This window comes from Cyanobacteriota bacterium, from assembly GCA_025054735.1.
Lineage (GTDB): Bacteria > Cyanobacteriota > Cyanobacteriia > SKYG9 > SKYG9 > SKYG9.
Genome location: JANWZG010000064.1, coordinates 1 through 12,242, shown reverse-complemented (window position 1 = coordinate 12,242; position 12,242 = coordinate 1). Strand labels below are relative to the sequence as shown.

The following is a 12,242-nucleotide window of genomic DNA, read 5'->3' as shown; positions in this document are numbered from 1 at the left end:
CTCCCACAAGAAACCGGGCATTACTATAGTGCAAGCCCAGGTGCACCCTGCAAACAAATCAACTTGTGTAAATAGTTCTTGGAATATTGATACTAGAGTAGCTTTAGCTGAAACAAACGGTCTAGCTTTGGGGAGAAAACTCTGCTTTACTTAAACAACTTATTTCTAATATGCCTAATTAACTATCATGTTCTTTAGTCAAACTGCAAGGTTAGGCTAGGCATCAGTCGTTGTAGGTTTTTCAAGGATTTTAGTTGCCATGGCGTATCCCTAGAGCCGTGAACTAGAATGTGCACATTACCCTTTTGGCGAACCTTGATTACAAACTTTGATAACACATTGATTCCAGAGCTGTTGAGAAACTCTAGATTCCGCAGATCTAGAACTACTGTAGGCGGCTCCTGATCAACTACATCTCCAAGTAATTGGACAATCGGAGCATACTCTTCCATACTGCTCAGTCGCAACGACCCTTTGAAACTGATAGTAGTTGAGCTGCTATCAAACCAAACTACGTAGTCTTCCCCTCTAATTTCCATTCTCAAATGGCTCCTTTGTCCTGCAATGTTAATTGCACCATAGTTGTGACTGTCATGACCGTAGGATCCTTGCAAATAGTCTCAAACTTCCAGCCCAATTTGGCATCATAGTCATTAATCATTGTGAGTAGACCTAAGCCAGCGCCTCCCGATTGGCTAGTCTCGTCTACATCAGCCTCGATTTGACGAATCATCAACTCTTGGGGATCTTCCGTAGTCAGTTTCTTCAAGAAGGTTTGAAATTTTGCTGCCCGTTCAGGAGTAAGACTGTTTCTAGCCACAAACAAGAGACGATCGCTATATAAATGCAGCCCGATGCTGATGGAATAGTCAGCAGACTCGTCACTAAATTTCATAGCATTTTCCAATAGCTCGTTGGCAATGTAGCTTACAGCCCCTTTTACTTCTGCGCGAGTAATTTTAGGATTTGCAGCGCTAGTCTCACTTGGGAAAAAAGTGGCTAAGTAGTCAGCTAGGAAATCTGCCGACAGCCCGTTGGTGCGCCAACGTTGCTTTAGCGGGGTAGAACTTGGGGAGAAACTTAAAACTAAGTACTCTTGGCTAGTGGGTGGATCTTCCTCGAAACTTCCAAAAATTTGAGACATAGCCGAATATTAAGTGTGCTGCAACTTAACTACGATTGATGATGACTGGTTGCCAACCAGTTGCTGATAACAAGGTGAGGCACGCATACTACATACTAGCCTTAGTTCTCTCAGGTTGCTCATAGACAGCATAGATTGCATCATCTCTGAAGCTCTTGAGAACAATTTACATTTAACCCCAACTTAGTAGCTGCTCTATCTGCACCTGATATCCTCGCTACCATTAGTCAGTGTGAATAAGTTGGTGTGAGTAAGGTAGAGATGCGCTATGACTACACTTTCTCCATCTATCTTCACCAAATATGGTAGTTTTCAGTACAATCTTGCTTATCCAAGCATAAGCTTCTTCTTCGTTCGTTGGTCGCATTGATGATTTCTTTATGAAGGCACGCGATAATAGACTAATCTCTGGCAAGATAGATCATAGTGTAGGAGAACTGATCGCTTGACCCATTTTGGACGAGTTTTAACAGCTTTGGTAACGCCGTTCCAAGCGGATGGCACCGTTGACTATAGAGAAGCTGAAAAGTTGGCAGCCTATTTGGTAGATCATGGCACAGATGCAATAGTTGTCTGTGGTACAACTGGCGAATCACCTACTCTTTCATGGGATGAGGAGTATGAGTTGTTCCGAGTCGTGCAGCAAGCGGTAGCAGGCAAGGCTAAGGTGATAGCTGGAACAGGTTCTAACTCTACTAGGGAAGCTATCGTGGCCACTCAAAAGGCAGCTACACTGCAGTTAGATGGAACATTGCAGGTAGTTCCTTACTACAATAAGCCGCCTCAGGAAGGGTTATATGCTCACTTTCGAGCAATAGCGGAAGCAGTGCCCGATTTGCCAATGATGTTATACAACGTACCTGGGCGAACAGGGCAAAATTTACTGCCAGAGACGATCGCCCGCTTAGCGGAACTGTCGAACATCGTGGCTGTGAAGCAGGCCAACAGCGACATGGATCAGGTGAGCCAGATTCGCTGCTTAACACCATCAACATTTCAGGTTTATTCTGGTGATGACTCCTTAACTCTGCCGATGCTAGCGCTTGGTGCTGTCGGAGTCGTCAGCGTTGCTAGTCATCTGGTAGGATCACAGCTTCAGCAAATGATTCAAGCTTTTGAAGCTGGCAACGTACAAACCGCTGCCGATATTCATGTTCGCCTATTTCCTTTGTTCAAAGCGTTGTTCATGACCACAAATCCTATCCCTATCAAAGCTGCTCTAACTCTCAAAGGTTGGAAATTGCAGACAGTACGTCCTCCCTTAAATCCAGCCTCAGGACATGTGATTGATGCGTTAACATCAGTTATGACTGACTTAGGTCTGCTTTAGACATCTAGAACATCTAGTGTGTCTCCAAGCGACTCGCACTCTGGCAAAATTATCTAAACTATTTCACTCCGGCAAAGTAATAGTGTTAACCGATAAATCTTTGACAATTGAATACTCACACCAACCTAGTCGATTCCTGTTGCCTGTTTATACTTAGTGGCCGTGATTTTTCCTAAGAGGCCATGACGTGCTGATGTCATTTAGTATCTGTCACCTCTTGAAGCTACGGTTACACCATAAGTGTGGTGCTAGCAGTTTTACCAGGCTGGTGGCAGGCCCGTGGACATAAAACTCTTAGCTAAGAGTTGGATAGAGCATCTGAAGTATTACTTTTCATAATTGTAATTTTTTATTTCTATAAGGAGACCCATGACCAGCAACGGAACAGCACCCGTTTTGAAAATTATTCCCCTAGGAGGGCTACACGAAATTGGCAAAAATACTTGCATCTTTGAGATTAATGACGAGATTATGCTGTTGGATGCAGGGCTAGCCTTTCCATCTGACGGAATGCATGGGGTTAACATCGTGCTGCCAGACATGACATACCTGCGAGAAAATCGCCACAAGATCAAGGGCATGATTGTTACCCATGGTCATGAAGATCATATCGGTGGCATTCCCTTTCATCTTAAGCAGTTTGATATTCCCGTAATCTACGGGCCACGGCTAGCAATGGCACTACTGCGTGACAAGATGGAGGAAGCTGGTGTTGCCCATCGGACTGAGATTCGTACCGTTAGTCCCCGTGATATGGTACGAGTAGGTACTTCTTTTCTAGTGCAATACATTCGTAATACCCACTCAATTGCAGACAGTTTTAGTGTTGCTATTCATACTCCAGTTGGGGTTGTGATTCACACAGGTGACTTTAAGTTTGATCACACTCCTGTCGATGGCGAGCGCTTTGACTTGCAAAAACTTGCAGAGTATGGTGAGCAAGGTGTTCACTGTCTCATTAGTGACTCTACGAATGCAGAAGTGTCTGGATTTACGCCATCAGAACGCTCAGTTTACCCCAATCTTGATCGTGTATTCGGTCAAGCTAAGGGGCGCTTGCTTGTGACCACCTTTGCTTCATCGGTGCACCGAGTCAACATGATTTTGGAATTGGCGAAAAAGCATGGTCGGGTCGTCTCTGTGCTCGGGCGATCGATGCTAAACGTCATTGCCCATGCTCGAAACCTAGGCTACATCAAGTGTGATGATAACTTATTTCAACCCCTTGAGGTTATCCATAAGCTACCGGATGAGCATGTGCTGATTTTGACAACTGGTTCCCAGGGTGAACCTATGTCTGCCCTTACTCGAATTGCGAACGGCGAGCATAAGCAGGTTAAGGTGCGTCCAGGCGATACCGTTGTGTTTTCAGCCAACCCTATCCCAGGGAATACTATTGCGGTTGTCAGCACGATCGACAAATTGATGATGGCAGGGGCAACTGTTATCTATGGGCGAGAACAGGGCATCCATGTGTCTGGACATGGTGCTCAAGAGGATCAAAAACTCATGCTGGCATTGACTCGTCCCAAGTTTTTTATTCCTGTCCATGGTGAGCACCGAATGCTAGTCAAACATGCCCAAACAGCTCAAAGCATGGGCATTCCTGCAGAAAACATTGTGATCATTGACAATGGCGACACAGTAGAGTTGACGGCAACAAGTATTCGCTTGGGTCAAAAAGTTCCTGCTGGAATTGAACTAGTAGCCAACAATGGCATTGTCCGTGGAGATGTGCTGAAACAGCGCCAACAGCTAGCTGAAGATGGAGTGGTAACGGTGGCAGCAACAATTGGCTGGGATGGGCGTTTGCTAACACAACCGGATGTGCATCTGCGGGGAGTCGTCACAACGATCGAGCCAACACTGCTCCGCAGTCTGGTTACAAGAACCATTACCAATTGCCTAGAGGATCGCTGGCAACAGTTTGTTCACGCTTTACCAGGGCACAACATTGACGTGGACTGGTCAGGACTCAAAGCACAGATTGAAACTGAATTGCGTCGCCTGCTTAAGCGAGAATTACGAGGACAATCTCTACTAATTTTTCTGATGCAGGTGCCAGAACCAACAACAGCACTGACTAATCGCCATACCACTGCGAGTTTGACAGTGGGATAGCTTGCCTAGTCAGCCTTAGGGTTGATAACACAGCCGACGTTGAACGAGCCATTACAGAGAAGGAACTGACTAGTTGACATGTAACCCTAGAATGCTTCTCTAGTGGCAAATAGACTCGGAGTGGAAATTGTATACAGAAAGATTAATTTTGGTATCCACAGCTACAGAATAGATATAATAGTTGTGTAGCAACTAATCGAGGGATAGGGATACCTATGACTAGTCAGGTGTTCAATCATGAGATGTTTGACCTGGAGCACGTTCACTATGCCAGTATGATGGCATCTTGGCAACGTCGGATGGAAATTGCCCAGAGTAAGCGGGATCAACAACTGATCGCCTTGTTAGAGCAAGAAAAACGGCAGTTAGAGGCTGCCAAGCCCGGAGTTTCATGGGTTGGTAGAGCGATCGCATGGGCAAAAAATCTATGGCAACAAGTGACTAAAGCCATCGATGATGCCAGTACCCTGCAAGTCTGGCAATCTGTTGACCAACAGGGTAACCGATGGTGGTTTGCCTACGACCCTACAACAGGGCATTCAACCTGCACCGACTCTGAGACAGAAATGCGAATATGGATTGAGCAAAACTACCAAGGTCAGTAAGCTACTTGGTGGAGTATCAACACGGTTCTAAGCGGTTGTGTAACTAGTATTCAGCTACTCAGAAAGTCACAATCTAGCCTTCTAGAACAACTTCTTGTACTGACATACTCTTGTAATACGTTGTGATAACGTCCCTCCAAGGAGCCTGTGTGCCCTGTTACATAGCAGCTACATTTAGCATTCCATCATGAAGCAGCGACTGTGCTAGGGTGTGACGATATAAGTGACTTAACTTAGCAGCGACATGAGTCCAACTAAAGTTCTGCTGTACTCGTTCTGACGCAAGTTTACGGATTCTATGTAGCCATAGCTCATCTGCAGATAAAACTCGGTCAATCGCGGCTGCGAAGGCAGCAATATTCCCAGGAGGGACTAATAGACCTGTTTCCTCAGGCACAACCGCAAACTTTAGGCCCCCTACTGCTGAGGCAATCACTGGCGTACCACAAGCCATAGCTTCAATTGCCACTAGCCCAAAAGGCTCGTATTCACTGGGAATAACACAAACATCAGCAGCCGTGTAATAAAGTGGCAGCAAATCATGGCTCACTCGACCAGTAAACAGTGTACAAGAGGCTAACCCTAGCTCATTTACCAAGCATTTGATGCGGCGTTGCTCACTGGCCTCACCCTGAAGAGGGTCGGTACCACCAGCAATCACTATGCGCAGGTTGCCACTGCGTTTAGCGTGTGATTGATCACAGGCGCGAATCATTGTTTCTAGACCCTTACGGGGGTCAAAGCGACCAACATAGAGAACTATCTGGTCACGGCACGAGAACCCTAGTTGCGATCGTGCCTCAGCTTGAGGGATAGTATGAAACGTTTCTACATTGGCACCGCCAGGAATCACAACCACATTACCAACAGGTGAAACCAGATTACGCAGATTTTCCAAATCTTGGGGGCTAGTGGCAATCACACAATCTGCCTGTTCAGTGAGTTGCTGCTCCACAGCTAGACGGGTAGGAGCAATATCAGGAAGATGAAGCCGATGTTGATACTTAACAACTCCCAAGGAGTGATGAGTGTGTAGCAATCGCACATTGTTAAACTGCTGTAGCTGTAAGCCTACCCAGCCAGATAGCCAATAGTTAGTGTGCACCAGAGGGTAAGGCAACCCTGCTTTTGCCTGAAACGCTTGAAATGCATCTACAAATGCTGGCAAGTATGGAAATAGCTCATCTCGATGAATAATAGCCTCAGGCCCAGCCGTTAGGCGAATTGTGCGGCAGTGCAGGGAATGGTGTACGACCTTTGGTTGGTCAGGAGATGTCTTGCGAGTGAAAATGTCTACCTGCCAACCCAGTTTTGCCAATGCTTCACCGACTTGCAAAACATAGACATCCTGCCCTAGAGTGTCATCACTGCTAAAACTAGCAGCCGGGTCACTATGCACAGAGATGAGCGCGATCGCCTGCCGCCCTGGAACCATCGTGCGAGGACGGCGATAGGGCATTAACGGGGTTGGGTTAATCGCCGCAACACTAGAATGCTTAGGAATTTGGGACATACTTACTACCTCAGTACATTACAAGCGTAATCATCACGAATTCAGCTCAACATTCCCGACTTTTGCGATCAGATGCGCTCAGTTGCACGACTCTAGCTAGAGCTTGAAACATAGGTGCTACTACACTTGGCCATAATAGGGCTGACATATCTCTCACAAGACAGTTGTGCTAGCTGTTGCAAAAGAAGCCACTGCAAAAGCCACTACAAAATTAGCGGTTCCAGTTCTTTTCGAGTCCTTAATGTATTCGGTCAAGTTAAGGGCTATTTATCAAACCTTAAAGTGATGTAAATCACAAAAGTAGATTTTTGTACTACAAAGTTACTGATTCTAGACATGAAAGGGGTGCTATGGGCTGAAAGTCTGTTGCGATTCATACTGCTTTTGAGAACTCTTGTGCCACTTCATGATGCTTTACCAGAGCTGATCACGACTCCAATCTATAACTATGCTCCTTCCATAGGGCATACCATAAGCAGTGCTGTTACTACCGTTACCGATAACACAGTTATTTAGGTTAACCGATTAGTGCAACGCTATGGTAGGTTCACGGTTCTCAAGGGAATTGATTTGTCTGTTGAACATGAACCCTAAGTCAGGTAAATTCAACCCATTTGAAAGATTTGATGGGATAAGCTGAAATCTTGGCATGGTGAAGCATAGTTGAAATATAGCCAATGCAGACACCTAGTCTAACTCCTTGAGCTTGGGAACATAGGTTGGAAAAAATAGTTCAATATACAATAAGTCGTTAGATGGCTCATGAATTGTTACAGTTTTCGATCTGTCACAACTACTTCACTGTTTCTTCTTTATGACAAACTGGGCGAATTGTTGCTGGTTAGGAGATAAGCATCGGGCTGTAGTCATTCCTCAAGCTATGTCTACGATCGCTGGCTTTTGTAGATTATTTCAGCAGTCGGTCATCACCTTTAGCAGTAGTGTCAAGCTAATGTTGCACCTGTTAGCAATCACGGGTATTACCCTGGTGATTGAGCCTGCTAGCGCCCATCAAGCAACTCCAATCCTGTGGAATGCAAACTCTCGTCAGGCCATTACCGTAGCGCAAACTCCAGATCGGCCAGTTACAGACGAAGAGGTGCGCCGCTATGCATCTTCCGTATTGACTATGGAGCCGCTACGGCAAACCGCTTACACAGAAATTCAACGAATTATGGGCACAGACAACGTTCCCATGATTGTTTGCCACCCTCCTCAAGCGCTCAATGGCTTGCCTGCAGACATTCGCCTGATTGCTACTGATTTTTGTCATCAGTCTAAACGAATTGTCGAAGGTAGTGGTTTAAGTGTTAGCCGCTTTAACGATATCACCCTCCGCCTAGAAGAAGATTCTGGCTTACGACAGCGCATTCAAGCTGAGTTAATCCGTTTACAACAGCAGTTGCTTCAACCCAAGCGCAGAGGCGGCTAATGCAACATCACTCACATGTGATTAACATTCAGAGTAATACATGACTAGGGCAGTAGCTATCAGTGACTCTATGGCCTACATTCAGGATCGCAATGAGAGACACTTTAGAGCTGCATCTAGCTAGAGAATTGCCTTGAGCCAGATGTCACTATCGAGAGTTGCGATAGAATGACAATCATGAATCCACCCTATTGCTGAGTGTCAGACTATGCCATCCACAATCACTCCTGATGTAGTTCCAACCATGGAGACAGAAAAGCACGGGATGCCAGTTACCATCATCACAGGCTTTTTGGGAAGTGGCAAAACAACCCTGTTAAATCACATTCTTACTAACCAGCAGGGGTTAAGGACGGCAGTTCTCGTGAATGAGTTTGGTGAAATTGGCATCGACAACGAGCTAATTGTCACTACTAGTGATAACGACATGGTGGAACTGAGTAATGGTTGTATTTGCTGCACCATCAATAGTGACCTAGTGGATGCAGTCTATCGAGTGTTAGAGCGCCCAGAGCGGGTAGATTACCTAGTGGTGGAAACTACAGGGCTGGCTGATCCATTACCTGTGGCGCTGACATTTTTGGGGACAGAGTTGCGAGATATGACGCGGCTAGACTCGATTGTCACTGTAGTAGATGCTGAAAACTACAGCCTAGACCTGTTTAATAGCGAAGCCGCCTACAATCAGATTGCCTATGGTGACATTATCTTACTCAACAAGGTGGATTTAGTGGATGAGGCTAAAGCAGACCTGCTAGAGGCCAAGATTCGAGATGTGAAGCCGGATGCCCGTATCCTGCGCACAATCAAAGGTAACGTACCATTGCCTTTGATTTTGAGTGTGGGGCTGTTTGAGTCTGATCGTTATTTTCGACCGAATGGTAAGGGCACTGACCACTCTACCCACGACCACGATCATCACCACCATGAGCACGATCACCATGACCACTCAGCCTGTGACCATGACCATGGACATTGTGTTCATGACCACGATCACCACTTTCACTCTCACCACTTAGAAAACGATGGCTTCACATCCGTATCATTCCAGAGCGATCGTCCCTTTGCCATCCGCAAGTTCCAGGCTTTTTTGGATAACCAGCTCAAGTCCAACGTATTTCGCGCTAAGGGCATCCTGTGGTTTGATGAAAGTCCCCGGCGACATATCTTTCACCTGAGCGGCAAGCGATTCTCCCTAGATGATGAAGACTGGACAAGTGATCCTAAAAATCAACTAGTATTGATTGGTCAGAATCTTGACCACCATCAGTTGCTAACTCAGTTAGAAGCCTGTTTGTGTGACTAGCTGTAATGGTTGTTGTCTTGTCACTGCAAGTACGGGTGTTCTAGGTCTTAACTCCCATAGAGTCTTAACTTCATAGAGAAGGCAATCTGTTGGCATCTGCGGGACGTGCGATCGGCTATCTAATCACGTGGGTTACGAAAGCAGACAGCATTGTCTGGGAATTGTGGTAAGACCGGCACCAATCACTAGATATCGGTTATGGGCATAAGACTAGTCTTTTTCGGTACTCCACAATTTGCAGTCCCCAGTCTAGAAACGTTGCTCAACCACCCAGAGATGACAGTTATTGCTGTTGTTACACAGCCAGACAAGCGCCGGGGACGAGGTAACACCCTGCTGCCCTCACCAGTGAAAGTTGTAGCAGATCGCCATCATATCCCCGTTTGGCAGCCTCAACGCATCAAACGGGATGAAATCACACTAGCAAACCTCGCTGCTACGAACGCAGATGCCTTTGTGGTAGTGGCGTATGGTCAAATTCTCTCTCAGCAAATTCTTGATATGCCTCGCTTGGGATGTATTAATGCCCATGGCTCAATCTTGCCTTACTATCGAGGGGCTGCTCCTATCCAATGGAGTTTGTACCACGGTGAAGTGGAAACAGGCGTGACGACCATGTTGATGGATGCGGGTATGGATACGGGGGACATATTACTGACAATGACAACCCCAATCTCTCTTCTAGACAATGCTCAAGATCTCTCAGAGCGTCTAGCTGCCATCAGTGCTGATCTATTGGTAAATACCCTCAAGCAGCTTCAAGCTGGCTCTATACAACCTATTCCTCAGGATCACGACCGGGCTACCTATGCTCCATTGATTCAAAAACATGACTATTATCTAGACTGGACGCGATCGGCTATTGCTTTGCACAACCAAGTGCGGGGCTTTTATCCTTCTTGTGTGACAAGGCTACAGGGTAGTGATATTAAAATCACCGCAACGTTACCCTTGGATCCAAATCTAACCCTCTCCTTGCCGCCAGAGTATCAACCACTGCTAGAAAAAGTCCCTATCCTAGAACCAGTAACACCAGGGACAGTTGTTACCCTAATCAAAGGGTATGGCCCTGTCGTGCAGACTGGTAGTGGATATTTGCTCCTACGAGAGGTACAACCCGCCGGAAAACGACCCCAGTCAGGATGGGATTTTGTTAACGGCAGTCGGCTAACAAGCGGTGACCAGTTTGAACAGCGAGTGCCATGTCCATAGACTTAGCTCTGGCAAACCTAAGTCTTGCCTAAATAATGGCGCACCTCTGCCCAATAGATTTTTGGGAATTCGACATAATCATATTCACATTGACGAAAGACCCGCTCAATGCGGTCATACCGCTGAAGTGACCAGTCTCGCAGTAGCTTCCAGGATGGGGGTAGATCGTGGGCAACTACTAACTCTCTAACCTGCTGACGTAAACATGGTAGATACTCATCTAACCAAAACTGCATGAAGCGTTGATAGCCTAATGTGTGACAACAGTCTGCTGTTAGGATATTTTGTCGAGTGAGGCCATACTGCTGCAGCAAACCCGTTGGCAAATAGCAGATACCACGACTAGCATCTTCTGCCAGGTCTCGAAGATTATTATAGAACTGGTCTAGGGCACCAAAGTGAAAAATCGCGTCACGATAGGCTGTGGGTAAATAGGGGAGAACTTGACTGAAGGATCCAGCTAATCGCTGCAGCATGTCTTCGTGTTCATTCAAGGTTGCGATCGTCAAACCTGGCTGGTGATAGACGGCGATTGCATCCACATAGCGATCCCAGGCTTGAATAGATGCAATATCCCACTGACTACCCTGGAACCAACGGCTATGAACTTTAGTCAAGATTCCTTGATAATCACCCTCCGGTCTAACTTGCCCTGTACTCAATAGATGCTTCCAGCTCTTGCGAAAGACCTGAAATCCTGTATCATGACCATCAACTAGCTCGCTCTCGGCCAGGCGATCAACCAAGCGCACCCAGCTCATGCGCTCAATCCATTCTAAGCGAGCAGGTAAGTCCACCCATAAAACCCAAGCAGCGTTATCATCATCCTTGAGTGAATCGCTAGTGACAGCATGACACTGAGAAGACCCAACCAAGTTGGAAATAGTTTCAGTAGACACGCACCCGTAACCCCCTAATCTATGCCCCAGGCAAAGTCAACCACCCTACATCTAATAATTTAAGTCACTAAGTTAACGAATCACTAATCTAGCGACTTTTGGAAAAACTAATGATGTTGAAGATCAGTTGCGTTTAATCATTTGTGTATCGTTACTATACTACCCCGAGAATTTTTTAGTCGTTAGAGGGGCATTGCCCCCATTTTTCTTTGCCTAGGGGCGCTGCCATTGTCCATATTAGAATTAAGACGGATTTAACATTGTTATCGTAGCTTTAGGGTCACTGCTGAATGGACGATCATGTTCCGCTTCTAGATGTTCAAGATGTCTACGCTGGGTATGTCAAGGATCTAGACATTTTGCAGGGTGTGAACTTTAGGGTGTATCCTCGAGAACTTGTCGTTGTGATTGGCCCTAACGGCGCTGGGAAGTCTACATTGGCAAAGACAATTTTTGGCCTGCTTGCTCCCCATCGTGGCACTATTACCTTTAAGGGACAGACTATTACTGGGCTGAGACCCAACCAGATTGTGCAACTTGGCATGGGGTATGTGCCACAAATTGCTAACGTGTTCCGCTCATTGAGCGTTGATGAAAATCTAGAGATGGGTGCATTTATTCGAGACGAACCTCTCCATAATCTGAAGCAAGAGATTTATACACTGTTTCCCCGATTAGCC

At 46.2% G+C, this 12,242-nt stretch carries 11 protein-coding genes; 7 read left to right on the top strand and 4 right to left on the bottom strand.

Annotated features, from left to right (window positions below):
- Positions 1-194 precede the first annotated feature (194 nt).
- Both NZ772_04945 and NZ772_04940 read right to left on the bottom strand, forming a co-directional pair.
- Entirely contained in the window at positions 195-539 is a 345-nt protein-coding gene (locus tag NZ772_04945) for a hypothetical protein (protein ID MCS6812907.1), read from the bottom strand.
- A 2-nt stretch (positions 540-541) separates the two neighbouring features.
- Entirely contained in the window at positions 542-1,144 is a 603-nt protein-coding gene (locus NZ772_04940) for a DUF6272 family protein (GenBank protein MCS6812906.1), read from the bottom strand.
- A gap of 445 nt (positions 1,145-1,589) precedes the next feature.
- Here NZ772_04940 and dapA point away from each other — a divergent pair, with 445 nt between their 5' ends.
- The 3 genes from dapA to NZ772_04925 all read left to right on the top strand — a co-directional run bounded on the left by dapA (position 1,590) and on the right by NZ772_04925 (position 5,200).
- Positions 1,590-2,474: a 4-hydroxy-tetrahydrodipicolinate synthase gene (gene dapA / locus NZ772_04935; GenBank protein MCS6812905.1), complete on the top strand. Its 885-nt coding sequence runs from the start codon at positions 1,590-1,592 to the stop codon at positions 2,472-2,474.
- Positions 2,475-2,843: 369 nt separating this feature from the next.
- Positions 2,844-4,595 (top strand): ribonuclease J, encoded by a 1,752-nt coding sequence (locus NZ772_04930; protein ID MCS6812904.1) that lies wholly within the window; start codon positions 2,844-2,846, stop codon positions 4,593-4,595.
- A gap of 215 nt (positions 4,596-4,810) precedes the next feature.
- A complete protein-coding gene (locus tag NZ772_04925; protein ID MCS6812903.1) occupies positions 4,811-5,200 on the top strand; it encodes a hypothetical protein in 390 nt (129 codons plus the stop codon).
- 157 nt (positions 5,201-5,357) lie between these two features.
- On the opposite strand, the gene NZ772_04920 is transcribed toward NZ772_04925, so the two are convergent.
- On the bottom strand, positions 5,358-6,659 hold the full coding sequence (locus tag NZ772_04920; protein ID MCS6812902.1) for a glycosyltransferase: 1,302 nt from the start codon (positions 6,657-6,659) through the stop codon (positions 5,358-5,360).
- 868 nt (positions 6,660-7,527) lie between these two features.
- On the opposite strand from NZ772_04920, the gene NZ772_04915 reads away from it, so the two are divergent.
- The 3 genes from NZ772_04915 (at position 7,528) to fmt (ending at position 10,663) form a co-directional block, all read left to right on the top strand.
- Positions 7,528-8,145, top strand: coding sequence for a DUF4168 domain-containing protein (locus tag NZ772_04915; GenBank protein ID MCS6812901.1), 618 nt, complete (start codon positions 7,528-7,530; stop codon positions 8,143-8,145).
- A 208-nt stretch (positions 8,146-8,353) separates the two neighbouring features.
- Positions 8,354-9,451, top strand: a complete 1,098-nt coding sequence (locus NZ772_04910) for a GTP-binding protein (GenBank protein ID MCS6812900.1) — start codon at positions 8,354-8,356, stop codon at positions 9,449-9,451.
- A 204-nt stretch (positions 9,452-9,655) separates the two neighbouring features.
- A complete protein-coding gene (fmt, locus tag NZ772_04905; GenBank protein ID MCS6812899.1) occupies positions 9,656-10,663 on the top strand; it encodes a methionyl-tRNA formyltransferase in 1,008 nt (335 codons plus the stop codon).
- A gap of 17 nt (positions 10,664-10,680) precedes the next feature.
- Here fmt and NZ772_04900 read toward each other — a convergent pair whose 3' ends face one another.
- Positions 10,681-11,562 carry a squalene/phytoene synthase family protein gene (locus NZ772_04900; protein ID MCS6812898.1) on the bottom strand — a complete coding sequence of 294 codons (882 nt, stop codon included), beginning with the start codon at positions 11,560-11,562 and terminating at the stop codon, positions 10,681-10,683.
- Between the two features lie 290 nt (positions 11,563-11,852).
- Between NZ772_04900 and NZ772_04895 the strand changes: the two genes are divergently transcribed.
- Positions 11,853-12,242: ATP-binding cassette domain-containing protein (locus tag NZ772_04895; GenBank protein ID MCS6812897.1), on the top strand; the 390-nt coding region annotated here is incomplete at its 3' end.

Excerpts from the sequence above, each read along its gene's own strand:
- NZ772_04925 (MCS6812903.1), top strand. The coding sequence starts at position 4,811 with ATGACTAGTCAGGTGTTCAATCATGAGATGTTTGACCTGGAGCACGTT.
- NZ772_04930 (MCS6812904.1), top strand. The coding sequence starts at position 2,844 with ATGACCAGCAACGGAACAGCACCCGTTTTGAAAATTATTCCCCTAGGA.
- NZ772_04920 (MCS6812902.1), bottom strand. The coding sequence starts at position 6,659 with ATGCCCTATCGCCGTCCTCGCACGATGGTTCCAGGGCGGCAGGCGATC.
- NZ772_04940 (MCS6812906.1), bottom strand. The coding sequence starts at position 1,144 with ATGTCTCAAATTTTTGGAAGTTTCGAGGAAGATCCACCCACTAGCCAA.
- NZ772_04910 (MCS6812900.1), top strand. The coding sequence starts at position 8,354 with ATGCCATCCACAATCACTCCTGATGTAGTTCCAACCATGGAGACAGAA.
- NZ772_04915 (MCS6812901.1), top strand. The coding sequence starts at position 7,528 with ATGACAAACTGGGCGAATTGTTGCTGGTTAGGAGATAAGCATCGGGCT.
- NZ772_04945 (MCS6812907.1), bottom strand. The coding sequence starts at position 539 with ATGGAAATTAGAGGGGAAGACTACGTAGTTTGGTTTGATAGCAGCTCA.